Origin of the sequence: Microbacterium sp. S1037 (assembly GCF_048381605.1) — a bacterium.
GTDB lineage: Bacteria > Actinomycetota > Actinomycetes > Actinomycetales > Microbacteriaceae > Microbacterium > Microbacterium testaceum_B.
Window position 1 is genome coordinate 133898 of record NZ_JBLWIG010000002.1, and the last position, 23093, is coordinate 156990.

General features: G+C 70.3%; 22 protein-coding genes and 1 tRNA gene. 14 read left to right on the forward strand and 9 right to left on the reverse strand.

All coding sequences use genetic code 11. The features are described 5' to 3' along the window. Window positions 1–13: 13 nt before the first annotated feature. Window positions 14–931, forward strand: coding sequence for an ABC transporter substrate-binding protein (locus ACMW4R_RS11320; protein ID WP_418299975.1), 918 nt, complete (start codon window positions 14–16; stop codon window positions 929–931). Window positions 932–1202: 271 nt separating this feature from the next. Further along, window positions 1203–2993 (forward strand): ABC-F family ATP-binding cassette domain-containing protein, encoded by a 1791-nt coding sequence (locus ACMW4R_RS11325; RefSeq protein WP_058614483.1) that lies wholly within the window; start codon window positions 1203–1205, stop codon window positions 2991–2993. Window positions 2994–3015: 22 nt separating this feature from the next. Here ACMW4R_RS11325 and ACMW4R_RS11330 read toward each other — a convergent pair whose 3' ends face one another. Together ACMW4R_RS11330 and ACMW4R_RS11335 are read right to left on the reverse strand one after the other, a co-directional pair. Then, the gene (locus ACMW4R_RS11330) at window positions 3016–3528 is read right to left on the reverse strand and encodes a hypothetical protein (RefSeq protein ID WP_058597461.1); all 513 of its coding nucleotides are present in this window, start codon (window positions 3526–3528) and stop codon (window positions 3016–3018) included. Then, complete coding sequence (locus ACMW4R_RS11335; protein WP_050901880.1) at window positions 3525–3977, reverse strand: MarR family winged helix-turn-helix transcriptional regulator; 453 nt, start codon at window positions 3975–3977, stop codon at window positions 3525–3527. Before ACMW4R_RS11335 ends, ACMW4R_RS11330 begins: the two co-directional genes overlap by 4 nt. 133 nt (window positions 3978–4110) lie before the next feature. Here ACMW4R_RS11335 and ACMW4R_RS11340 point away from each other — a divergent pair. From ACMW4R_RS11340 to ACMW4R_RS11370, 7 genes are all read left to right on the forward strand, one after another. Then, window positions 4111–4182, forward strand: a tRNA-Gln gene (locus ACMW4R_RS11340). Window position 4183: 1 nt separating this feature from the next. After that, window positions 4184–5632: a bifunctional UDP-N-acetylglucosamine diphosphorylase/glucosamine-1-phosphate N-acetyltransferase GlmU gene (gene glmU / locus ACMW4R_RS11345; RefSeq protein ID WP_058597478.1), complete on the forward strand. Its 1449-nt coding sequence runs from the start codon at window positions 4184–4186 to the stop codon at window positions 5630–5632. Continuing rightward, the gene (locus tag ACMW4R_RS11350) at window positions 5622–6656 is read left to right on the forward strand and encodes a ribose-phosphate diphosphokinase (RefSeq protein ID WP_058597460.1); all 1035 of its coding nucleotides are present in this window, start codon (window positions 5622–5624) and stop codon (window positions 6654–6656) included. Before glmU ends, ACMW4R_RS11350 begins: the two co-directional genes overlap by 11 nt. 281 nt (window positions 6657–6937) lie before the next feature. After that, on the forward strand, window positions 6938–7441 hold the full coding sequence (locus ACMW4R_RS11355) for an FMN-binding protein (protein ID WP_058614480.1): 504 nt from the start codon (window positions 6938–6940) through the stop codon (window positions 7439–7441). Window positions 7442–7446: 5 nt separating this feature from the next. Continuing rightward, complete coding sequence (locus ACMW4R_RS11360; RefSeq protein ID WP_418299976.1) at window positions 7447–8325, forward strand: FAD:protein FMN transferase; 879 nt, start codon at window positions 7447–7449, stop codon at window positions 8323–8325. Between the two features lie 31 nt (window positions 8326–8356). Continuing rightward, the gene (locus ACMW4R_RS11365; protein WP_418299977.1) at window positions 8357–9910 is read left to right on the forward strand and encodes an FAD-dependent oxidoreductase; all 1554 of its coding nucleotides are present in this window, start codon (window positions 8357–8359) and stop codon (window positions 9908–9910) included. A gap of 76 nt (window positions 9911–9986) precedes the next feature. Then, window positions 9987–11000 (forward strand): YdcF family protein, encoded by a 1014-nt coding sequence (locus tag ACMW4R_RS11370; RefSeq protein WP_418299978.1) that lies wholly within the window; start codon window positions 9987–9989, stop codon window positions 10998–11000. Window positions 11001–11014: 14 nt separating this feature from the next. Here ACMW4R_RS11370 and ACMW4R_RS11375 read toward each other — a convergent pair whose 3' ends face one another. From ACMW4R_RS11375 to ACMW4R_RS11400, 6 genes are all read right to left on the reverse strand, one after another. Further along, the gene (locus ACMW4R_RS11375) at window positions 11015–12472 is read right to left on the reverse strand and encodes a sensor histidine kinase (protein WP_058597455.1); all 1458 of its coding nucleotides are present in this window, start codon (window positions 12470–12472) and stop codon (window positions 11015–11017) included. Window positions 12473–12561: 89 nt separating this feature from the next. Further along, window positions 12562–13296, reverse strand: a complete 735-nt coding sequence (locus ACMW4R_RS11380) for a response regulator transcription factor (protein ID WP_058597454.1) — start codon at window positions 13294–13296, stop codon at window positions 12562–12564. 5 nt (window positions 13297–13301) lie between these two features. Continuing rightward, on the reverse strand, window positions 13302–13775 hold the full coding sequence (locus ACMW4R_RS11385) for a VanZ family protein (RefSeq protein ID WP_418299979.1): 474 nt from the start codon (window positions 13773–13775) through the stop codon (window positions 13302–13304). A gap of 2 nt (window positions 13776–13777) precedes the next feature. After that, entirely contained in the window at window positions 13778–15373 is a 1596-nt protein-coding gene (gndA, locus tag ACMW4R_RS11390) for an NADP-dependent phosphogluconate dehydrogenase (RefSeq protein ID WP_363334365.1), read from the reverse strand. Window positions 15374–15459: 86 nt separating this feature from the next. Then, the gene (locus tag ACMW4R_RS11395; protein ID WP_363334363.1) at window positions 15460–15978 is read right to left on the reverse strand and encodes a gluconokinase; all 519 of its coding nucleotides are present in this window, start codon (window positions 15976–15978) and stop codon (window positions 15460–15462) included. Between the two features lie 28 nt (window positions 15979–16006). Then, complete coding sequence (locus ACMW4R_RS11400) at window positions 16007–16702, reverse strand: FadR/GntR family transcriptional regulator (RefSeq protein WP_058598120.1); 696 nt, start codon at window positions 16700–16702, stop codon at window positions 16007–16009. Window positions 16703–16847: 145 nt separating this feature from the next. Here ACMW4R_RS11400 and ACMW4R_RS11405 point away from each other — a divergent pair, with 145 nt between their 5' ends. The 3 genes from ACMW4R_RS11405 to ACMW4R_RS11415 are packed head-to-tail and all read left to right on the forward strand — an operon-like array spanning window position 16848 to window position 20033. Continuing rightward, complete coding sequence (locus ACMW4R_RS11405; protein ID WP_418299980.1) at window positions 16848–18236, forward strand: GntP family permease; 1389 nt, start codon at window positions 16848–16850, stop codon at window positions 18234–18236. Next, a complete protein-coding gene (locus ACMW4R_RS11410) occupies window positions 18233–19012 on the forward strand; it encodes an SDR family oxidoreductase (RefSeq protein WP_418299981.1) in 780 nt (259 codons plus the stop codon). The genes ACMW4R_RS11405 and ACMW4R_RS11410 overlap by 4 nt, the downstream gene beginning before the upstream one ends. Window positions 19013–19031: 19 nt before the next feature. Further along, window positions 19032–20033, forward strand: coding sequence for a zinc-binding dehydrogenase (locus tag ACMW4R_RS11415; protein WP_418299982.1), 1002 nt, complete (start codon window positions 19032–19034; stop codon window positions 20031–20033). Window positions 20034–20086: 53 nt separating this feature from the next. Here ACMW4R_RS11415 and ACMW4R_RS11420 read toward each other — a convergent pair whose 3' ends face one another. After that, a complete protein-coding gene (locus tag ACMW4R_RS11420; RefSeq protein WP_058630125.1) occupies window positions 20087–20998 on the reverse strand; it encodes an NAD(P)-dependent oxidoreductase in 912 nt (303 codons plus the stop codon). A gap of 110 nt (window positions 20999–21108) precedes the next feature. On the opposite strand from ACMW4R_RS11420, the gene ACMW4R_RS11425 reads away from it, so the two are divergent. Beyond that, window positions 21109–22164, forward strand: coding sequence for a D-2-hydroxyacid dehydrogenase (locus ACMW4R_RS11425; RefSeq protein ID WP_418299983.1), 1056 nt, complete (start codon window positions 21109–21111; stop codon window positions 22162–22164). A gap of 42 nt (window positions 22165–22206) precedes the next feature. After that, on the forward strand, window positions 22207–22998 hold the full coding sequence (locus tag ACMW4R_RS11430; protein ID WP_058626538.1) for an IclR family transcriptional regulator: 792 nt from the start codon (window positions 22207–22209) through the stop codon (window positions 22996–22998). Window positions 22999–23093: the final 95 nt, after the last annotated feature.

Here is a 23093-nt window from a genome sequence, read left to right on the forward strand (position 1 = left end):
AAAGAGAGCACCCATGTTCACAGCACGAACCCGGAAGGGGCTCGGCCTCGTCGCCGGCCTCGCGGTCGCTTCCCTCGCCTTCGCCGGTTGCAGCGGTGGGTCGAGCGACCCGCTCAGCAACGGCGGCGGTGACGCTTCGGCGTCGTCCGACACCATCGTCGTCGGCTCGCAGGCGTACTACTCGAACGAGATCATCGCCGAGATCTACGCGCAGGCCCTCGAAAACGCCGGCAAGACCGTCACGCGCCAGTTCCAGATCGGCCAGCGCGACGCGTACATCCCGCTGCTCGAGGACGGCACGGTCTCGGTGTTCCCCGAGTACACCGGCAACCTCCTGCAGTTCTTCGAGGCGGACACCACCGCTCGCAGCTCGGATGACGTCTACAAGGCCCTGCCGGCCGCGCTCCCCGAGGGTCTCGAGGTCCTCGACCAGTCGTCCGCGACCGACCAGGACTCGATCACGGTCACCAAGGCCTTCGCCGACGCGAACGGCCTCACCTCGATCGCCGACCTCGCGAAGGTGACCTCGGGTCTCACCCTCGGCGGGAACTCGGAGCTCGCCGATCGCCCCTACGGCCCGAAGGGCCTGCAGTCGACCTACGGCGTGAGCGTGCAGTTCTCGGCCACCGGTGAGACCACGGTCGACGACCTCATCGCCGGCACGATCCAGGTCGCGAACGTCTACACGGCCGACCCCCGCGTCAAGACCGACAACCTCGTCAACCTGACGGACCCCAAGGACCTGTTCCTGGCGTCGAACGTCGTGCCGGTCGTCAACTCGAACGTCGCGTCCGAGGTCTCCGACGTGCTGAACAAGGTCAGCGCGAAGCTGACCACCGAGGGCCTCATCCAGATGAACGTCGAGTCGACGGTCGACCAGAAGTCGTCCGCCGACATCGCGAAGGAATGGCTCTCGGCCAACGGCCTCTGAGCCTCTCCGCTCCGACGGGGTCGTCCGGTTCGCCGGGCGGCCCCGTCGTCGTTTCCGAATGCCGGCACCCGGGCGCCACTGCCGGGATGCCGCGTCCGGCCTCCGGTGTCGCCACACCTCGCGAGACTGCACCGAGCTGACAACGTCGTTGCGCCGTGCAGTGGGTTTGTCAGCAGCGTGCAGTCTCGGGCATCAACGGGACTGCGGAGCGGCGGAGGCGCGGAGAAGCCGGCGCGCTGCCGTGCCGAGCACCGCGTAGCCTGGGACGGATATGGCACATCTGCTCGGGGGCGAAGCCCTGCACCTGGAATACCCGACCAAGGTCGTCTTCGACTCCGTTTCGCTCGGCGTGAACGAGGGCGATCGCATCGGCATCGTCGGTCGTAACGGCGACGGCAAGTCGAGCCTGCTCGGCATGCTCGCCGGCATCCGCGAGCCCGACGGCGGGCGTGTCACCGTGCGCGGCGGAGTGACCGTTGGCGTGCTCGACCAGCAGGACACGCTCGACGACGACGACACGATCGGCCACGCGGTCGTCGGTGACCGCCCCGAGCACGAGTGGGCGGGCGACGCCCGCACGCGCGACGTGATCGCCGGCCTCCTCGGCGACCTGCCGTGGGACGCGCGTCTGGGCGATCTCTCCGGCGGTCAGCGCCGCCGCGTCGCTCTGGCGAAGCTGCTCTCGGGCGACTGGGACGTGCTGTTCCTCGACGAGCCGACGAACCACCTCGACGTCGAGGCCATCACCTGGCTCGCCGGGCACCTCAAGAAGCGCTGGGCGCCCTCGGCGGGCGGCCTGCTCGTCGTGACGCACGACAGGTGGTTCCTCGACGAGATCTGCAACACGACGTGGGAGGTGCACGACCGCATCGTCGAGCCCTTCGAGGGCGGATACGCGGCGTACATCCTCCAGCGTGTCGAGCGCGACCGCCAGGCGGCATCCATCGAACAGCGTCGTCAGAATCTCGCGCGCAAAGAGCTCGCGTGGCTGCGCCGCGGCGCCCCGGCCCGCACGTCGAAGCCGAAGTTCCGCATCGACGCGGCGAACGAGCTCATCGCCGACGTTCCCGAGATCCGCGACAAGGTCGCGCTGCAGTCGCTCGCGGTCGCACGCCTGGGCAAGGACGTCGTGGATCTGCTCGACGCGGGGGTGTCCTACGGCGACAAGACCGTCCTGAAGGACGTCGAGTGGCGCATCGCGCCGGGGGAGCGCACCGGCATTCTGGGCGTCAACGGTGCGGGGAAGTCGACGCTGCTGAACCTCGTGACCGGGACGCTCGAACCCACGTCGGGGCGGGTCAAGCGCGGCAAGACCGTCAAGGTCGCCACGCTGACCCAGCGGTTGGACGAACTCGACCCGCACCTGAACGACCCGGTGCGCGTGGTCATCTCGAATCTCCGCACCACGTACGCCTTCGGCACCGGATCGAAGACCCAGGAGCTGACGCCGGGTCAGCTGCTGGAGCGTCTCGGGTTCTCGAGCGCCCAGCTCTCGACGCCGGTGAAGGATCTCTCGGGCGGACAGAAGCGCCGTCTGCAGCTGCTGCTCGTCATCCTCGACCAGCCCAACGTGCTGATCCTCGACGAGCCGACGAACGACCTCGACACCGACATGCTCGCGGCGATGGAAGACCTGCTCGACTCGTGGTCGGGCACCCTCATCGTCGTCTCGCACGACCGGTATTTCCTCGAGCGGGTCACCGACCAGCAGTACGCGATCCTCGACGCCAAGCTGCGCCACCTCCCCGGTGGAGTGGACGAGTACCTGAGGCTCCGGGCGCTCCAGGATGCCGAGCCCTCGCGCTCGACGGCGGCCGAGGCAACGGCATCCACGGGTCTGCAGGGTGCCGATCTTCGCGCCGCGCAGAAGGAGGCGTCGGCCACGGAGCGCAAGATCGAGAAGCTGCAGCAGCAGATCGACCGGGCCAAGGCGGCGCTCGCCGAGCACGATCAGGGTGACTACGTCGGTCTCGGCAAAGAGATGCAGCGCATCTCGGGTCTCGAGGCCGAGCGCGACGAGCTCGAGATGCGGTGGTTCGAGCTCACCGAGGCGATCGGCTGACCCGCGACGCGGAGGGCGCGCGTCAGTGCACCAGCGTCTCGAGGACGATGATGAACACTCCGAGCACGGCGGTCGACAGGGCTCCTACGAGACGAACCACGAGCCGGGACCCGCGGCGGCGGTAGGCGTTGTAGCCGAGGACCGCGAGCACGATCGTCGTGGCCAGGGCGGTCCAGTCGGAGGCGTCGTCGACCGAGGCGTTCGAGATCCCGCCCCATACGAGGCACAGTGCGGCGGGCAGCGACGCGTAGAGCATTCCGGCGGCGTGCCGCATCGCTTCGCGCGTCGAGTGGCGCAGGCCGTGCGTACCGTGCTCGGTCAGCGTGTGAGCGAAGACGTGGGCGATGTAGAAGACCAGCAGGGGGAAGACCGATGCCCCGAGCAGTTCCCAGGGTGAGTCGGCGTGGTCGTCGGCGATCGTGATGAACGACGCGTAGACGATGAGGCCGTAGATGGCGGCGGGGGAGCGGAAGCGCACGTCGAGCCAGGCTTTGAACCCATCCCACGCGGTGCGGGTCTCAGCGGTATCGGTCACGCGTCGAATCCCATGCTCAGCTTGCGCAGCAGGGTGGCCAACCGGTCGCGATCGCTGCGCGACAGGCCGTCGAGAAGCAGCGCTTCGGCGTCGACCAAGCGGGTGATCGCGGCGTCGACACGTACACGCCCGTCGTCGGTCAGGGTCACGAGGATGCTCCGTCCATCGCCGGGGTCGGATTCGCGCCGCACGAACCGGCGGGCGACGAGCCGGTCGATGCGGTTGGTCATCGTGCCGCTCGAGACGAGCGTCTGCTGCAGGAGCTGCTTCGGGCTGAGCTGGTACGGCTCGCCCGCGCGCCGCAGCGCCGAGAGGACATCCCACTCCCACGACTCGATGTCGCTGCGGCGGAAGGCTTCCTTCCGCGCGATGTCGAGGTGACGCGAGAGGCGCGCGACGCGCGAGAGCACCTCGAGAGGCGAGAAGTCAAGGTCGGGGCGCTGACGCATCCAGGCGTCGACGATGCGGTCGACCTCGTCGCTGTCCCCGTTCGTGCTCACGGTCTCATTATGGCGAGAGCGTGCGCCGCGCCGACACGCGGCTGGCAGGTCTGGCAGACTTGACCGGTGCCCGCGGGCACGGTCCGCCGTGGTGTAACGGCAGCACGACAGCCTTTGGAGCTGTTAGGTCTAGGTTCGAATCCTGGCGGCGGAGCATGACCTCAACGACCGAGCTCGCCGTCGTCGTCCTCGCTGCGGGCCAGGGTACGCGCATGCGATCCCGCCTTCCGAAGGTGCTGCACCCCGTCGGCGGGCGCCCGCTGGTCGGGCACGTGCTCGACACGGCGGCATCCCTCGATCCCGCACGGATCGTCGTCGTCGTCCGCCACGAACGCGAGCAGGTCGCCGCGACCGTCGCCGAGCTCGCCCCGGGCGTCGTGGTGGTCGACCAGGACGAGGTTCCCGGCACCGGCCGCGCGGTCGAGGCGGCCCTCGGGGTGCTCGACGGCTTCGACGGCGATGTGCTCGTGCTCAGCGCCGACGTGCCGCTGCTCGAGACCGGCACGCTCACCGAGCTGCTCGCCACCCACCGCTCGGGTGGCACCGCCGTCACGCTCCTCAGCGCCCGCGTCGACGAGCCCTACGGCTACGGCCGCATCCTGCGCGACGAGACCGACGGAGTGCGCCGGATCGTCGAGCAGAAGGACGCGACGGCCGACGAAGCCGCGGTCACCGAGATCAACGTCGGCGTCTACGTCTTCCAGGCGTCGCCGCTGCGTACCCAGCTCGCGCTGGTCGGGACCGACAATGCCCAGGGCGAGAAGTACCTCACCGACGTGGTCGGGCTGCTCCGGGATGCTCAGCTCGGGGTCGCGGCATCCGTCACCTCCGATGCCGCCGCGGCGCTCGGGGTGAACGACCGTGTCCAGCTGTCGGAGGCGGGGCGCACGCTCAACGCCCGCACCGTCCGGCGTTGGCAGCTCGAGGGCGTCACGGTCGTCGACCCCGCGACCACGTGGATCGACGTGACCGCGACCCTGGCGCCGGACGTCACGATCCTGCCCAACACGCACGTGCGCGGGGCCACCGTCATCGCGTCGGGGGCGACGATCGGCCCCGACACCACGCTCACTGACTGCGAGGTGGGCGAGGATGCCACGATCACCCGCACCGACGGCACCCTCGCCGTCGTCGAGGCGGGAGCGACCGTCGGCCCCTTCGCCTACCTGCGCGCGAACGCCCGGGTCGGCGTGAACGGCAAGGTCGGCACGTTCGTGGAGGTGAAGAACTCGTCGATCGGAGAGGGCAGCAAGGTGCCGCACCTGTCGTACATCGGTGACACCGACATCGGTCGCGGCGTCAACCTCGGTGCCGGCGCGATCACCGCGAACTACGACGACCTCACCAAGCACCGCACGGTCATCGGCGACGAGGTGCACAGCGGCTCGCACAACGTGTTCGTCGCGCCGGTTACGATTGGAGACGGCGCCAAGACGGGTGCCGGCGCGGTCATCCGCAAGGACGTCCCGCCCGGCGCTTTGGCACTCAGCGTGTCACCCCAGCGCAACATCGAGGGGTGGGTCGAGAAGAACCGACCGGGCACCGCAGCGGCCGATGTGGCCGCGCGAGCTCGGGCTGAACAGGAAGCGGCCGATGGCTCGTAAGAAGAATCGTGTAGACCTCGACCGCGACAACGGCATCGCCCCCGGGCTCGTCGCCAAGACCAAGAAGCGCCTCGTCGTCGCCTCGGGCCGCTCGCACCCCGAGTTGGCGAAGCAGGTGGCCGAACACCTCGGCACGGAGCTCGCCCCCACCGAGCACCGCACCTTCGCGTCGGGTGAGATCTACACCCGCTTCGAGGTGTCGATCCGCGGCTGCGACGTCTTCGTCGTGCAGTCGTTCGGGCCGCCGGTCAACGAGTGGCTCATGGAGCTGCTGATCATGCTCGACGCCCTCAAGCGCGCGTCGGCCAAGCGCATCACCGTCGTCGCGCCGTACTACCCGTACTCGCGGCAGGACAAGAAGGGCCGCGGCCGCGAGCCCATCAGCGCCCGTCTCGTCGCCGACCTGCTCAAGACCGCCGGCGCCGACCGCATCATGAGCGTCGACCTCCACGCCGCGCAGATCCAGGGCTTCTTCGACGGCCCCGTCGACCACCTCTTCGCCAAGCCGGTGCTGCTCGAGCACTTCGAGCAGGGGCTCACGGGTGAGGATCGCGAGACCCTCACCGTCGTGTCGCCCGACATGGGCCGCGTCCGCGTGGCCGACACGTGGTCCGACAGCCTCGGCGCGCCCCTGGCGATCATCCACAAGCGTCGCGACCCGAAGGTCGCCAACCAGGTCTCGGTGCACGAGATCGTCGGCGACGTGAAGGGGCGCACGTGCCTCCTCGTCGACGACATGATCGACACCGGCGGCACGATCCAGAAGGCCGCACAGGCCCTCAAGGCCAACGGCGCGCGCAAGGTCATCGTCGCCGCCACGCACGCGATCTTCAGCGATCCCGCGAGCGAGCGCCTGCAGGATCCCGCGATCGACGAGGTGGTCGTCACCGACACCGTGCCGCTGCCCGCGGAGCGCCGCTTCCCCGGTCTCACGGTGCTGCCGATCGCGCCGCTGCTCGCGCGCGCGATCCACGAGGTCTTCGAGGACGGCTCGGTCACGAGCATGTTCGGCGGCGACGCGTAAGCGTTCCTCCGTCGCTCAGCCGTCTCCCTCCGGGAGGCGGCTGAGTCCGTTTTCCCTCGCGGGCTGTACCGTCAGGCGGAGTCCGGGACCGACACGCCGATTCCGGATGCCGTGACCCGGCGTGTCGTCCGAAATTTCCGCGCGACGGTACGGGGTTCTCCACCCACCCCGCCGCGGGGTTTCTCATAGGTTGCACAAAGTATTGAACCGAGGCGCCGCCAAGGTCGTGTTCCTACGGTGAGCACGAACGCGCCGCGAGGCACGACAGAAGGAGGACCCTCATGATCCGCACCACCGCCGTACCCCGTCCCGTCCGCATCGGCACCGCCCTCCTGGGCGTCGCCGGCATCGTCACCCTGGCCGGCTGCTCGGGTGGCGCGACCACTGACGCCGCTGGCCCCGCCGAATCGGCTCCCGCGGCGACCGCGGCTCCGACCGCGAGCGCGACCACCGACAGCTCGACGACCGACAGCTCGACGACCTCGAGCACGTACAAGGACGGCACCTACGAGGCGACGGGCCAGTACGCCACGCCCGAGAGCGTCGAGACCGTCGACGTCACCCTCACGATCGCCGACGACACGATCACCGCCGTCGAGGTGACCGGCGACCCGCAGGCCGCGGAGTCCAAGCGCTACCAGAGCGAGTTCATCGGCGGCATCCAGGCCGAGGTCGTGGGCAAGAAGATCGACGACATCTCGGTGAGCAAGGTCGCCGGGTCGTCGCTCACCAGCGGCGGCTTCAACAAGGCGGTCGACACCATCAAGACCGAGGCCAAGGCCTGACCGTCATGACCATCCCGACCGCGACGGGTTCGACCTGGACCTTCGACGCGATCGGCACGTCGTGGGCGATCGAGACGGCGGCGCCGCTGCCCCCGGTCGCCCGCGACGCGGTGTCGGCCGTTATCGAGCGCTTCGACCGGGAGTGGTCGCGGTTCCGCGACGACTCGCTCGTCGCCGCTCTTGCGGAAGGACGCACGGCATCCGTCCCCGCCCCCGACGACGCGGATGCCATGCTCTCGCTGTACGACGAGCTCGACACCGCGACGGCCGGCGCCGTCAATCCGCTCATCGGCGACGCGCTCGCGCGCCTGGGTTACGACGCGCGGCTGACGCTCGCCCCGTGGGGAGAACCGCAGCCGGCCCCGGCGTGGCGCGACACCCTCTCGTGGAGCGACGGGCGGCTCGCCGTCGCGCGGCCCGCCACGATCGACGTGGGCGCGCTCGGCAAGGGCCGTCTCGTCGACCTCGTGCTCGACACGGTGCGCGCGCACGTCGACGGTGACATCGTCGTCGACGCATCCGGAGACCTCGCCGTTCGCGGCGAGCCGATCCGCGTCGGCCTCGAGCACCCGTACGACCCGACCCTCGCGATCGGCGTGATCACCGTCGCCGACGGCGCCCTGTGCGCGTCGGCGATCAACCGGCGGACATGGGGTGACAACCTTCACCACGTCCTCGACGCCCGCACGGGTGTTCCCGTCCGGGCCTACGCGGCGACCTGGGCGGCAGCCGACACCGCGATGCGCGCCGACGCCCTCGCCACGGCGCTGTTCTTCGACGGGGGACCCGAACTCGCGGCGTCCTGGAACGCGCACTGGGTGCGCATGCACACCGACGGTCGCGTGGAGTGGTCGCCCGGTTTCACCGGCGAGATCTTCTCGTGACCTCAACGCCACAGCTTCCGAAGGGAACACCATGAGCGCCACGCTCACCGCGGGCTCGACCCGCGTGCTCGGACTCATCGGCCGGGTGTCGATGTACCGCCTCGTCCTGTCGTCGCTCGGCCTGCTGGCCGTCTATGCCCTCGTACTCTCGTTCGCCGGACAGATCGGGCCCCAGCCGCTCGAGATCGTCGCGAGCGCCGTGGTGCTCGCCGTCGCGTGCGGCGCGACTGACCTCGTTGCGCAGGGCATACTCCGGATGCCGCGCCGCCTCGAGTCCTCGCTGATCACCGCCGCGATCCTGCTGTTCGTCCTCCGGCCGAGCCTCGAGCCGCTCGCGCTGGCCGGTTTCGCCCTCGCCGGGATTGTGGCATCCGCATCGAAGTACCTCCTCGTCTGGCGCGGTCGTCACGTCTTCAACCCGGCAGCCACGGGGGCGGCGGTGCTGACCATCGTGAGCATCTGGGCACCGGATCTCGGTGGCTCGGCCTGGTGGGTCGGAACGCCGCTGATGGCGATCGGCGTGCTGGTGCTCGGCGTGCTGCTGCTCGTGCGCACCGACAAGCTCCCCATCGTGGTGACGTTCTGGCTCGTGGCGATGGCGGTCGCGTTCGTGCGCACCAGCATCCAGTTCCAGACGGCGGGCTTCCCGGTCGACGTGCCGGCGCTGCTCCTGCAGGTCGCGTTCTCGTCGCCGTTCCTGTTCCTCGGTGCGTTCATGCTGTCGGAGCCGCTCACCCTGCCGCCGCGCCGCCTGCAGCAGTACGCCGTCGCGATCGTCGTGGGCGTCTTGGCCGGCTGGCCGATCGCCGTCGGGGCGATCACGCTCGGACAGGAGCGCGCTCTGCTGATCGGCAACCTCGTGGCGTTCGCGTTCTGCCTGCGCGCGGCGGTGCGTCTCCGCGTCGAACGCCGTCGCGACCTGACCCCGACCGTCCGCGAACTGACCTTCCACGCGGCGCGTCCCTTCGCGTTCTCGCCGGGCCAGTACCTCGAGCTCGACGTCCCGCACCGTCGGCCCGACGCGCGCGGCACGCGACGGGAGTTCTCGATCGTGTCCGCCCCGGAAGACCTGCCCGAGGTGCGCATCGCTTACAAGGACGGCTCGCAGTCCTCGTACAAGAAGGCACTCGCGGCCGTCGAGCCGGGCTCGACTCTCGCGGTCACGGGCGTGTGGGGGGACTTCGTCCTTCCCTCTCGACCGACCGCGCCCGTGCTGCTGGTCGCCGCGGGGATCGGCGTGACGCCGTTCGTCTCGCAGCTGCGGCACCTCCGGGCCACCGGGCAGCGGCGCGACGCCGTTCTCGTCTACGTGGTGTCCGACCCGAGCGAGCTCGCTTTCCAGGACGAGATCGCGGCGAGCGGCGTCCCGGTCGTCGTCTTCTCGCGTGAGGAACCGCGGGAGCTCCCCGCGGAATGGTCGTGGGCGGGGCCCGACCGGGTCGACGCCGACGCCCTGCTGCGCACGGTTCCCGACATCGCGCAGCGCGTGGCCTACGTGTCGGGTCCGCCGCGGCTCATCTCGGACCTCGCGCCGGCGCTCGCCAAGGCCAAATCGCTCACGACCGACGCCTTCGCGGGGTACTGACCCGCGGACGGACGCAGACGGGGGCGCGCCCCGCAAGCGGCCGGGAGGGGCATGCTCGACCCGATAGCGTCGCGACATGCTCCTCCTGGCTTTCGCCGCGCTGCTGCTCGTCGTCTTCGCGGTGGCGCGTGCCCGCCAGCGGGCCCAGCTGCGCGAGGGGACCCTGCTCGTCGCCGCGGTCGTCTTCGCCGCGCTGGGCGTGCTGCAGCTGCTCGTGCAGACGGATCCGGATGCCGCGCGCGCGGCGATCCTCTTCGTCGCCGTCGCGGTGCCCGTGGTCGTGGCGGTGCTCGCGGTGTTCCTCATCACCAACGGCATCACCATGCTGCGACTCGAGGGGCGGAGTCTGGCGAACCTGTTGTCGCTGATCGCCGGGATCGGTCTCGTGGCCTTCCCGTTCGTCCTGCTCGCGCTCCTGGCGTGGGGAGGACTGGGTGGCTTCCTCGTGGCGGCTCTGGTGGTCCTTGTCGCGGGGTACGCGGCGGCCGCGTTCGTCGCGTTCCTCGTGTCGTCTCTGCTGTACGCCGCGCTGCCCGTCCCGCGCACCCCGACCGCGATCGTCGTCCTGGGCTCCGGGCTGATCGACGGGCGGGTGCCGCCGTTGCTCCGGGGCCGCCTCGATCGCGCGATCGTCGCGTGGCAGCGGGCGGGCCGGGCCGGGGGAGTCGCGCCCTTCGTCATCCCGTCCGGCGGACAGGGGCCCGATGAGCCGCGTGCGGAGGCCGAGGCCATGGCGGACTATCTGCGCGAGCACGGCATTCCCGCAAACCTCGTCCATCCCGAGACGCGCTCTCTGAACACGCGGGAGAACCTCGCCTTCTCGCGTGCGATCGTCGAGGAGGTCGGCGCGACGAAGCCGCTGCTGGTCGTCACGAGCGACTACCACGTCCTGCGTGCGGGACTCCTGGCGCGTCGGGAGTTGCCCGGAGCGCGCGTGGTGGGCGCTCGCACGGCGGCGTACTTCGTGCCGAGTGCGTTCCTCCGCGAGTACGTCGCTCTGCTGAACCGGCAGAGGTGGATGCACGTCGTCTTCGCTGCGGTGTTCGGCGTCGCGCTGGTGAGCGTCTACGCCGTCGTCTTCCTCAGGTGAACCCCGCCTCGCCGTCAGGCGTCGGCGGGCGGGCCCGGATCGGCGGGCTTTGCGGGAAGGCGAACCTCGAATGTCGTGTCTCCGGGCGTGCTCTGCACGCTGATCGTGCCGCGGTGCGCTTCGACGATCGCCCGGGCGATCGACAGCCCCAGTCCCGTGCCACCGGTCTTCCGATCGCGAGAGCGGTCGGCGCGGGCGAAGCGTTCGAACAGCTGGGCCGCGACCGCGGGGTCGACACCGGGACCGTTGTCGTGCACGCGCAGCACGGCGTCGTCGCCCTCGCGGCTCACCGAGACGGCCACCTCGCTCCCGGCGGGGGTGTGCGTGCGTGCATTGGCGAGCAGGTTGGCCACGACCTGGTGGAGGCGAGAGGCGTCGCCGGCGAGCTCGACGGGCTCGTCTCCGACGTCGATGGTCCACGAGTGATCGGGTCCTGCCGGACGCGCGTCCCCGACCGCCTCGACCGCGAGACGCGTGAGGTCGACCGTGCCGAAGACGAGTTCCTGGCCCTCATCGAGCCGCGCGAGCAGCAGGAGATCCTCGACCAGCGTCGTCATGCGGATCGACTGAGCGAGGATCCGCTCGAGCGACTGCTCGGTCGTCTCGACGGCCATCGCGGTGCGCTGACGCGACTCGTCGTCGTGGGCCTGGCGCATGGCGCGCAGCGAGAGCTCCGAGAACCCGCGGATCGATGCCAACGGCGTGCGCAGCTCGTGACTGGCATCCGCGACGAATCGGCGCATCAGTTCTTCATTGCGTTGACGCGCCGAGAGCGAGGCGTCGACGCGGTCGAGGAGGGTGTTGAGAGCCGCCCCGACCTGCCCGATCTCGGTGTGATCGTCGACCTGCTCGGCGGGCACGCGTTCGGTGATCGAGACGTCGCCCTGGTCCATGCGGATCGAGGCGACGCGCGTCGCCGTCTCGGACACCGCCTTGAGGGGCCGGAGTCCCAGACGGATCACGAGCGCGATGACGGCGGCGAGGAGCAGCAGTCCACCGGTCGTGACGAGGGCGACCGTCGTGAGGATGGCGCCGATCGTGCCGGTGACCTGCGACAGGGGAAGCCCGACGAGGAAGACCTCGCTGCTGTCGGGCGAGCCGTACGGGCGCACCAGGTACTCGCCGAGGTTGGGGAGGTCCACCGTGCGCGCGTTCGGGTTCGACGATGCCAGGCTCTCGACGATCTGCGAGAGCTCGTCCGCCGTCAGCGCGCGGGAATTGCCGTTGTCGACGACAGCGCCGGTCGTCCCGCCGAGACGGGTCTTCATGACCATGAGGGTGCCGTTGTCGAACGGACCCGAGTCGAGCACGTCCTCGGCCGTGCTCTGCAACGAGATCCGGGGCTGCGCGACGGAGGCGACGTCGGTCACCTGGGCATCGAGGTTGTTCAGCAGCACCTGGCTGAGGATCGCGCTGGTGGACACCCCGATCATGATGAGGATGAACGCGACCATACCGATGACCGCCGTCATCAGGCGTGCCTGCAGGCTCCACGGCCGACCGAGCCGCCGAGAGCGGGCGGGCGGGGGAGACACCGGTGGCTCCGGCCGCGGGGAAGTCGTCACTGCGGCGCTTTGATCATGTAGCCGACGCCGCGGACCGTGTGGATGAGCGGCTCGTGACCCGCGTCGATCTTCTTGCGCAGGTACGAGATGTACAGCTCGACGACGCTCGAGCGGCCGCCGAAGTCGTAGTTCCACACCCGGTCGAGGATCTGCGCCTTCGACACGACACGGCGCTGGTTCCGCATGAGGAACCGCAGGAGCTCGAACTCGGTCGCCGTCAGCTCGATCTCCTGACCCGCGCGCACGACCTCGTGGCTGTCCTCGTTGAGCGACAGGTCGCCCACGCGCAGGATGGGCTCCGCGTCGCGCGTCAGAGCGGTACCGGCGCGGCGCATCAGGCCACGCAGACGCGCCACGACCTCCTCGAGGCTGAAGGGCTTCGTGACGTAGTCGTCACCACCCGCGGTGAGACCGGCGACGCGGTCCGCGACGGCGTCCTTCGCGGTCAGGAAGAGGACCGGCACGTCGTTGCCGGAGTGACGCAGCCGCTGCAGGACCGCCATGCCGTCGAGGTCGGGCATCATGATGTCGAGCACCATGGCATCCGGAGCGAAATCACGCGCCGCCTGCAGCGCGTCGAAGCCGGAGCCCGCGGTGCGGACGTCCCACCCCTCCATGCGCAGAGCCATCGAGAGGAGGTCGGTGAGCATCTGCTCGTCGTCGACGACGAGGACGCGCAGGGCGCTCCCGTCGGGGCGGGTGAAGGCGGGAGCGGTGGCGGTCACGGTCATGGAACTCATTGTGCGCTCGTATCTATGAGCTTTCTATGGCGTGGCTTATGGGAATCCTGAGAGCGAGCTGCGCGCCAGCCGACAACGACCATCAGGACGACGCCGATCGCCGCTCCCGAGGTGTTCGCGATCACGTCACGCACGTCGGCGACGCGGGTGGGGAGGAACAGCAGCTGCGTCGTCTCGATCGCGGAGCTCGTGAGCAATCCTGCCGCTATTCCGTGCCACCACCGTCCGCCCCACAGCAGCACGAGCACTCCGAGGGGGACGAACATCACCACGTTGGCGGTGAACTCGACCCCGTTGAAGGTGATCCACGCGGTCGGCGGCCAGCCGCGGGCGGCGCGGAGGATCGCGTGCAGGATGCCGCCGACGTTCTCGTCGTAGATCGTCGGGCGCAGCGTCATCCACCAGACTCCCGAGGCGTACAACGCCGAAGCGGCGACGAGCAGAGCCCGCCGCCGCTTCGTGGACCGCACCGTCAGTGCGTGTCCTCTGCCTCGATCTCGGTGCGGTCGCCCGACCAGAGGGTGTGGAACGTGCCCTCCTTGTCGACGCGACGGTAGGTGTGCGCACCGAAGAAGTCGCGCTGGCCCTGGATGAGCGCCGCGGGCAGGCGCTCGGCGCGCAGGCCGTCGTAGTAGGCCAGCGACGAGCTGAACGCCGGAGCGGGGATGCCGCTCGCCGCGGACAGGGCGACGATGTGGCGCCAGGCGTCCTGGGCGCGACCGAGAGCCTCGACGAAGTACGGGGCCGTCAGCAGCACGGGAAGGGTCGACTCGGCGTCGTACGCTTCGGCGATGCGGTTGAGGAACTGCGCGCGGATGATGCAGCCGCCGCGCCAGATCTTCGACACCGCGCCCAGGTCGATGTTCCAGTCGTACTGGGCCGCGCCGGCGCGGATCTCGTCGAAGCCCTGGCTGTAGGCGACGATCTTCGAGGCGTACAGCGCGAGGCGCACCTGCTCGATGAACGCGTCGGCATCCTCGCCCGAGAGCAGGTCGGTGCCGGAGGGGCCGGGGAGCTCGCGCGAGACCTCGCGCTGCTCGGGGTGGCTCGACAGCGACCGCGCGAAGGTGGCCTCCGCGATACCCGAGACGGGGACGCCCAGGTCGAGGGCCGTCTGCACGGTCCACGCGCCGGTGCCCTTGGCGCCGGCCTGGTCGAGGATGACGTCGACGAGGGGCTTGCCGGTGTCGGCATCCGTCTGACGCAGGACCTCGGCGGTGATCTCGATGAGGTAGGACTCCAGTTCGCCGCGGTTCCACTCGGCGAACACGTCGGCGATCTCGGCGGGGGTCTTGCCGGTCGCGCGGCGGATGAGGTCGTAGGCCTCGGCGATGAGCTGCATGTCGGCGTACTCGATGCCGTTGTGCACCATCTTCACGAAGTGGCCGGCGCCGTCGTGGCCCACGTGGGTCACGCACGCCTCGCCCTCGGCGACCGCGGCGATGGAGGTGAGGATCGGGCCGAGCGTCTGCCACGACTCGTCCGAGCCGCCGGGCATGAGCGAGGGGCCGAGGAGGGCACCCTCCTCACCGCCCGAGACACCCATGCCGACGTAGTTGATCCCCGTCTCGCGGACGGCCTTCTCGCGGCGGATCGTGTCGGTGAACAGGGCGTTGCCGCCGTCGACGATGATGTCGCCGGGCTCGAACACCTTGACCAGCTCGTCGATGACGAAGTCGGTGGGGCGGCCGGCCTTGACCATGATGATCGCGGTGCGCGGCTTCGACAGCGACGCGGCGAAGTCCTCGTACGAGAACGACGCGACGAAGTTCGCCTCGGGGTGCGCCTCGAGCAGCTCGTCGGTCTTCGAACGCGAGCGGTTGAACACCGCGACGGTGTTGCCCTCGCGGCTGGCGAGGTTGCGGGCCAGGTTCGACCCCATCACGGCCAGGCCGACGACGCCGATGTTGGCGGTGCCGGCGCCCTCGCCCGCGGGACGCGAATCCGCGTCGGCGGTGGGGCGGTCCACCTCTTCGATGCCGGGGGCACCCTCGTGAACCTGGGCGGCCTGGTGAGGGGCCTGATCCTGGTCGGTCGAAGGTCCGGTCGGGGGAGTGGTCGACGTCATGCGTTGCTCCGTATTCAGGTGCGAAGGGGGTGGGCGGGTTCACGCGGGCCGCCTCCGTCACTTTATCGGCTCGGCCCGCGTGTGTTTCAGGACGGGGTATGCGTGAGCTGGAGGCGGTCGACGACCTCCTGCACCTGCTCGCCCGGTGTGAGATCGAGGTCGACCCGGATCGCTCGCTCATCGGCATCCGGCATCTCCAGCGTTTCGAACTGGGATGTCAGCAGCGACGGGGGCATGTAGTGACCCTGGCGGCGCAGCAGACGCTCGAGCACGAGCTTGGGGTCGCCCATGAGCAGGACGAAGGTCACGTCGTCGCGGCGCAGCACATCGCGGTAGCTGCGCTTGAGGGCGGAGCACGTGATGATGCCCGGGCGGCCCGCGGCGATCTGCCCGTCGATCCACGCGGCGACCCGGTCGAGCCACGGCCAGCGGTCGCCGTCGTTGAGGGCATGACCGGATGCCATTTTGGCGACGTTCTCGGCGGGGTGAAGGTCGTCGCCCTCTTGGAAGTCCCACCCCAGACGGCCGGCGAGCATGCCGGCGACGGTGGACTTGCCGGTGCCGGCGGGGCCCATGAACACGAGGACGGGGACGGGGACGGTCATGGCTTCTCTCTTCGTCGGGGGAAGGGGGTCAGATGGTGAGGCGGACTTCGGAGAGCACCGCGGCGACGTATCGGCGCGTGTGCTCCTCGGCGGCGTCGGCGTCGGCCCGGCCGATCGCGGCGGCCGTCGCCACGTGGTTGTCGAGCGCGTCGGGGTTCGGGATGCCGGGGGTCAGGCCGTGCATCGCGCGTCCCTCGATCGCGGCGGCGATGGGGGCGCGTGCCGCCGCGAGCATGAGGTTCCCGCTGGACAGGAGGATCAGGTCGTGGAAGGCGATGTCGGCCGCGAGGTACTCGGGGGAGTTGCCGAGGCCCGCGGCGCCGAGCCGCTCGAGCTGCTCGGCCAGTCGGAGGAGCTCTCCGCGCTGCAGGTCGGTCGCGCGGCGGGCGCTGAGGCGCGCGGCGACGGGCTCGATCGCTGCGCGCAGCTCGGTGGTGTTCACGATCAACTGGTCGCGGCGGCGCCCGGCCAACTGCCACCCGATGAGGCGCGTGTCCAGCGCGCTCCAGTGAGCGGCGGGGCGCACGGTGATGCCGACGCGGCGGCGCTGTTCGAGCATGCCCATCGCCTCGAGGACGCGCACGGCTTCGCGCACCACGGTCCGCGAGACGGCGTACTCCTCCTCGAGGGCCGCGAGGGTCAGCACGTGACCGGCCGGAAGGTCGCCATCGACGACCCGCATGCCGATGGCATCCACCAGCGATCCGTGTGAGGCGCGGGCCATGACCCCTCCTTAGGTCGTTTGGTACGACCTTATCTTGTCAAAAATATGATCATTGTGTGAAGATGCCCTGACCGCCCCGGCGGACGCACGGCGTCTCACAGCATGCCCGACCCCGCGCCCGACCGGCTGAATCAACGGAGATCTCTTGGACGACTGGACACAGACACTCGGCACCACGCCGTTGCTCCTCATCGCGGCGGGCGCGATCGCGCTCATCCTGGTGCTCATCATCTGGTTGAAGGTGCACGCCTTCCTCGCGCTCATCATCGTGTCGCTCGTGACGGCGTTCGCCGCCGGCATCCCGGTCTCGGCCGTCGTGAAGACGTTGACGGACGGGTTCGGCGGAACGCTCGGCACGGTCGCCCTCCTCGTCGCGCTCGGCGCGATGCTCGGCAGGCTCATCGAGCACTCCGGTGGGGCGCAGGCGCTCGCGGACGCGTTCGTGCGCATCTTCGGCGAGAAGCGCGCGCCCTTCGCCCTCGGCATCGTGTCGCTGATCCTCGGCTTCCCGATGTTCTTCGACGCCGGTCTGGTGATGATGCTCCCCATCATCTTCGCCATCGCGCGTCGCGTGTCGGGCAACAACGTGCTGCTGTTCGGTCTGCCGGCGGCCGCCGCCTTCTCGGTCATGCACGTGTTCCTGCCCCCGCACCCGGGGCCGGTCACCGCGAGCGAGCTCTACGGCGCGAACCTCGGCATCGTCCTCATCGTCGGCCTGATCATCGCCTTCCCCATCTGGTACCTCTCGGGTTACCTCTGGGGGAAGTTCGTCGCGAAGCGCATCGTGCTCCCCGTGCCGGCACTCTTCGGCGACGTGGACGCCGACCAGCCCGTGAACCCCCCGAAGCCCGCCACGGTCATCGCCGTGCTGCTCCTGCCGATGCTGCTGATCTTCCTCAACACCGGTCTCACCACCCTCGGCGCCGCCGGAGCGGTCGACAGCGACAACATCGTCGTCCAGGTGCTCGTCCTGCTCGGCAACTCGCCCGTCGCGCTGCTCATCACCGTGCTGGTCGCAACCGTGGTCTTCGGATTCCGCCGTGGAGAGAACGGGACCGCGCTCGAGAAGGTCGTGGACTCGGCGCTCGGGCCCGTGGCATCCGTCATCCTCATCACCGGCGCCGGCGGCATGTTCGGTGCCGTGCTGCGCGCCTCGGGCATCGGCGACGCGCTCGCCGACAGCCTGAGCGACCTCGGTCTCCCGGTCATCGTCGCGGCCTACATCATCGCGGTCATCCTGCGGCTCGCTCAGGGCTCGGCGACCGTCGCCCTCGTCACCGCCGCGGGCCTCGCCGCCCCGGCCGTCATGGCCGGCGGCTTCTCGCCGCTGCAGGTCGCCGCGATCACGCTGGCCACCGCCGCCGGCTCCGTCTTCGCCGGTCACGTCAACGACTCGGGTTTCTGGCTCGTGGGCCGCCTTATGGGCATGGACGTCAAGACCACGCTGAAGACCTGGACCGTTCAGCAGACGATCGAGTCGGTGCTCGGCTTCCTCGCCGCGCTGCTCGTCTTCGGCATCGGAGCCCTCCTGTGACGGCCTCGAACGCCGACCTCTTCGACGTCTCCGACCGCCTCGCTCTCGTCACGGGATCGTCGCGGGGCCTGGGCCGCGCGCTGGCGTTGACGCTGGCGCGCGGCGGGGCTCGGGTCGTCGTGCACGGTCGTGACGCCGACGCGGTCGAGCAGACCCGTGCCGAGGCCGAGGAGCTGTCCGGACGCCCCGCCCACGCGGCGGTGTTCGACGTCACCGACGCCGCCGCGGTGGAACGCGCCGTGGCTGACCTGCTCGAGAGCGTCGGGGTGCCCGACATCCTCGTCAACAACGCCGGCGTGCAGCGCCGGGCGCCCATCCACGAGTTCGCGGTCTCCGACTGGGACGACATCGTCGCGGCGAACCTCTCGGGCGTCTTCTACGTCTCGCGCTTCGTCACGCCCGCGATGGTCGCGCGGGGCTCGGGCAAGGTCGTCAACGTCGCCTCGGTCCAGTCGCGCCTCGCGCGCCAGACGATCGCGCCGTACTCGGCGACGAAGGGCGGTGTCGCGCAGCTGACCGCCGGCATGGCCGCCGACCTCGCCCGGTTCGGCATCCAGGTCAATGCGCTCAGCCCTGGTTACTTCGCGACCGAGATGAACCGCGACCTCGTCGACGACCCCGAGTTCACGCGCTGGCTGACCCAGCGCACGCCCGCCGCGCGGTGGGGCGATTTCGACGAGCTGCGGGGGGCGCTGCTGTTCCTCGCGTCCGACGCGTCGAGCTTCGTCTCGGGGCAGAACATCTTCGTCGACGGCGGGATGACGGCGGTCGTCTGACCGCGGAGAGGGATCACCGATGAAGTCTCTGCTGATCGAGAAGGCGCTCACCGCCGAGGTGCGCGACGTGGACGTGCCCGAGCCCGGAGAGGGGCAGGTGCGCTTGCGTGTCGAGTACGTCGGTATCTGCGGGTCGGACCTGCACTACTACTACGAGGGCGCGAACGGGGCGTTCGTGGTTCGGGAACCGTTGGTCCCCGGTCACGAGCTCTCCGGCCGGGTCGACCTGGACCCCTCCGGTGCCCTGGCGCCGGGGACGCCGGTCACCGTCCACCCCGCGCGCTTCGGTACGCCGCGGGAGGGCATCGAAGATGCTCCGCACCTGTGGCCGGGAGGCTCCTACCTCGGCAGTGCGTCGACCTGGCCGCACACGCAGGGCGCGGCATCCGAGTACCTGATCGTCGAGGCCGGCATGGTCCGTGTCCTTCCCGACGCTCTACCCGTGCGCCGTGCGGTTCTCGCCGAGCCGCTCGCCGTCGCGCTCCACGCGCTCGGAAAGGCCGGTCCTGTCGAGGGGCTCGACGTGCTCGTCACCGGTTCCGGCCCCATCGGCCTCATGGCCGTGGCGGCTGCCGTCGCTGCCGGTGCACGCGTCACCGCCACCGACGTGCTCGCGGGACCGCTCGAGCGGGCGGCGGCGCTCGGCGCGTCGGCGACCATCGATGTCTCGACCGACGCGGTCGAGTCGGGTGCGTACGCCGTGGTCCTGGAGTGCTCGGGCGTACCGGTGTCGATCTCGACGGCGTTGAAGGCCGTCCGTCCCGGCGGCACAGTCGTGCAGGTCGGCATGCTCCCCGACGATCCGCGGCCGGTGAACCTCGCCCCCTTCATCTCGAAAGAGGTGCGCTACCTCGGCGCGTTCCGCTTCCGCGACGAGATCGATCAGGCGGTCGCGCTCCTCGCCGCGAACCCCGGCATCGAGAGCGCCCTCACGCACGAGTTCGCGGTGACGGATGCCGCCGAGGCCTTCGCCACGGCGCGGGACTCGCAGCGCTCGGGCAAGGTCGTCTTCGCGCTCTGAACGACGACGAATGCCCCGGTGGCCTCGACCACCGGGGCATTCTCGTTCGTGCGTCAGTCGTCGCTGCGGACCGCCGTGAACCGGCGCGTGACGGCGATGTCGCGCTCGCCGAGTCCGCGCTCGACGATCTCGTCGAAGGCGGCGCGGAGGGCGGGGAGCAGGGCGGGACGCGTGTCGGTCGCGGCGGCGATGTCGGCGGCGAAGCGCAGATCCTTGACCATGTAGCCCGCGACGCCACTCGGGGAGTCGTCGCCGGTCACGAGCTTGTCGCGGCGGCTGGCGAGCAGGTTCGACCCCGCGTACCCGCCGCCGAGCAGTTCCCAGAGCGCGGCGGGGTCGACGTCGGACCGGGCGGCGAGCTCGGTCGCTTCACCGAGGGCGAGGATGGTCGCCGCCACGACCATCTGGTTGCAGGCCTTGGCCACCTCTCCCGCGCCGAGGGGGCCGAGACGGACGGGGGTGCCGCAGGGCGCGAGGAGCTCCGCGGCGAGATCGGCGACGGCGCTGTCGCCGCCGAGCATGATCGACAGGGTCCCGGCCTTCGCGCCGTCCTCGCCGCCCGAGACGGGGCAGTCGACGACGCGGATGCCGGCGGGCAGCCGTTCCGCCAGCTCGCGCACGCCGACGGGGGAGGATGTCGATCCGATCATCAGGAGAAAGGGGCGCCCGTCGGTGCCCGCGAGCAGCCCGTCGGGGCCGTCGAGGTGCTCCTCGAGCTGCGGGAGGTCGGGGAGCATGACGAGGACCGCGTCGGTGGCCGCCGCGAGTTCTCGCGCCGTCGACGCCCACGCGGCTCCTGCCGCCGTCAGTGCGTCGCGCTCTCGGCGGGCGTGGACGGTCAGGGCCCCGCGCGCGGACAGCAGATGCTGCGCCATGGGCTCGCCCATCGCGCCGAGGCCCCAGACGCCGAGGCGCACCTCGGGAGCGGGGGGAAGCGTGCCGGTCTCTTCATCGAGCGAGGTCATGGACACATCGTAGCGGCTGGACAATATGTTGGACAGGGTTCAGTATGGTGAACGACGAACGACGGGCAGATCACGGTGCCGGTGAGCCGTGACGAGAGGAGACGACGACGATGTCGACAGGTAAGAGCCTACGCGCGGTGGTGGCGGTGCCCTTGAAAGAGGAGCTGTGCGAGCTGATCGAGCGCCTCGAGCCGCGCGTCGAGCTGGTCCGCGACGCCTCGCTCACGCACCCGATGCGCGGGCCCGCCGACTGGTCGGGTGACCCGGCGCACGAGCGCTCGGCTGACGAGCAGCGCGCATTCGACGAGATGATCGACTCGGCGGACGCGCTCTTCGGCATCCCGGACGTCGATCCCGCCGCCCTCGCGCGGACCGTCGCCGCCAACCCGAAGCTGCGGTGGGTCATGACGACAGCCGCCGGCGGAGGAGGGCAGGTGAAGGCGGCCGATCTCGACCGCGCGGCGCTGGATCGCATCGTCTTCACCACCAGCGCCGGCGTCCACGGGGGGCCGCTCGCCGAGTTCGCCGTCTTCGGTGTCCTCGCCGGCGCGAAGGACCTGCCGCGGCTCGCGCAGCAGCAGGCCGATCGGCGCTGGACCGATCGCTGGGAGATGCGCCAGGTCGACGAGATGACCGTGCTCGTCGTCGGTCTCGGGGGAATCGGGGCCGAGTGCGCGCGCCGCTTCCATGCGCTGGGCGCCGAGGTGTGGGGGACGACGCGCTCCGGAACCCCCGTGGACGGGGTCGACCGCCTCGTCTCGCTTGACGAGCTGGCCACGGCGGTGAGCGAGGTGGATGCCATCGTCGTCACGTTGCCGGGAACAGATCAGACGCATCACCTGATCGGCGCGGAGGTTCTCTCCGCGGTGAAGCCGGGGGTGATCGTCGCGAGCGTCGGTCGCGGGACCGTGATCGACGAGACGGAGCTCCTCGCGGCTCTCGACGACGGACGCGTGTCGTTCGCCGCCCTCGACGTGTTCGAAGTGGAGCCCCTCCCGGATGAGTCGCCGCTGTGGCGGCATCCGCGAGTCCTGGTCAGCCCGCACACGGCCGCGCTCAACAGTAAAGAGGAGGAGCGCATCGCGCGTCGGTTCGCCGAGAACGCCACGCGCCTGCTCGACGGCGAGCCGATGCGCGCGGTTGTCGATACGGTCGAGTTCTATTGACCTGTCGCGCCCCTCGCGACACCGGTTCGACGGGAGGACGCCGTGAGCGATGACGAAGCGGGCGCGATCGCGCGCGATCCGGCCCCGGCCGTCGGGCGCAGCATCCGTCTTCTCGGCCTGCTCGCCGAAGCGGGCCGCGCGCTGACGCTCACGGAGCTTGCGGCGGGCCTGGGGCTCGCGAAATCGTCGACCGCCAACCTGTGTCTCTCGCTCGAGGCGGGGCGCATGATCGAGCGCGTGCCCCTCGGCTACCGTCTCGGGATCCGCACGGCGGAGCTCGGGGGAGCGTTCGCCGCGCAGTTCAACCAGGTGCGCGAGTTCTACGCCGTGTGCGAGACCTCTCCGGACCTCTCGTCCGAGCTCGTCCAGGTCGCGGTCCTCGACGACACCGATGCCCTCTATCTGGCCCGGTACGAGGGGTCGCGCTCCGTGCGGCTCGGGACCCCCCTGGGCTCGCGCCTGCCCGCCGCCCTGTCGGCGACCGGGCGTGCGCTGCTCATGACGCGCAGCGACGACGACGTCCGTGCGCTCTTGATGCGTGGTCCGCTGCCCCGACTCACCGAGCACAGCACGGTCGACGTCGAGGCCGTGCTGGCCAAGCTCGCCGCCGCTCGCGAACGCGGGTGGTCGGTCGACGAAGAGGAGTCGTTCCGCGGCATCGTCGGCGTCGCTGTCCCGCTCGAGGGCTGGGCGCCCGGCGATCCGCAGCTCGCGCTGGGTGTCGGCATCCCCGTCGCGGATGCCACGCCCGAACGCGTCGCCCGCGTCGGTGCCGCGCTGCGCGAGGCGGCGGCTGCGCTGACGAACCCGTTCAGCGCGTCGCGCTCGCGCTGAGTCGCCCTTTCCTCCGCCCTGGCAAGGGCGGTGATCGTCGTGTCTGCGGCACGGGGACGGAAATCGCGTGTCCAACATATTGAACTGTGTCCACA